Source organism: Promicromonospora kroppenstedtii DSM 19349 (assembly GCF_000515355.1).
Taxonomy (GTDB): Bacteria; Actinomycetota; Actinomycetes; order Actinomycetales; family Cellulomonadaceae; genus Promicromonospora; species Promicromonospora kroppenstedtii.
Genome location: NZ_KI911686.1, coordinates 92,445 through 93,113, shown reverse-complemented (window position 1 = coordinate 93,113; position 669 = coordinate 92,445). Strand labels below are relative to the sequence as shown.

1 protein-coding gene is annotated in these 669 nt (G+C 73.8%); it reads left to right on the top strand.

Annotated elements, in window-relative coordinates; genetic code table 11:
• A partial coding sequence (locus PROKR_RS15065) for an AEC family transporter (RefSeq protein WP_036964453.1) occupies positions 1-304 on the top strand: 304 nt, incomplete at its 5' end.
• Positions 305-669 lie beyond the last annotated feature (365 nt).

The window sequence follows — 669 nt, the reverse complement described above, 5'->3', positions numbered from 1 at the left end:
GGACGCCGACCTCGGCGTGGACGCCGGTCGGGGCCGCCGGCTGGTGGGCTGGGTCATCGCGATCGCCGTGCTGGTGCGCAACCTGCTGCACCCGCTCGCGGCCTGGGCCCTGGGCTCGGCCGTGGGGCTGGACGGGCCCGCCCTGGCCCTGGTGGTGACCATGGCCGCGCTGCCGACGGCGGTCAACGTGACGACGTACGCGACGCGGTACGGGGTGTTCGACGGCGTCGCGGCCCGCGCGACCGTCTGGACGACGGCGCTGTGCGTCCCCGTGCTGGTGGTGATCGGCGCGCTGCTGGTCTGACCCGGAGCCCGGGGCCGACGGCCGACGGCCGACGGTCCCTGCGACGATGTCCCCGCGGGGCGATCCCCTTTGAGGCCTAAGTTTCTTCGCTTTGAGCTGGCTCAAAGCGAAGAAACTTAGGCCTCGAAGGAGAATGGCCAACCCGGGAAGGGGCGACCCGGCCGGCCCGGGGAGGCCTGGACCGGGAAGAGGCCCGGCCCGGCCCGGACCTGAGGGATCGTCAGATTCCCAGGTCCAGGTCCTCGATGCGGACGGGGTCGCCCGTCTCCAGCGAGCGGTTGCCCGCGTAGCCCACCGACGACGCGCGGACGCCGTCGACGTAGCCGGCCGCGCGGGCGAGCGGGTCGAGCTCGTCCGACGGCTTG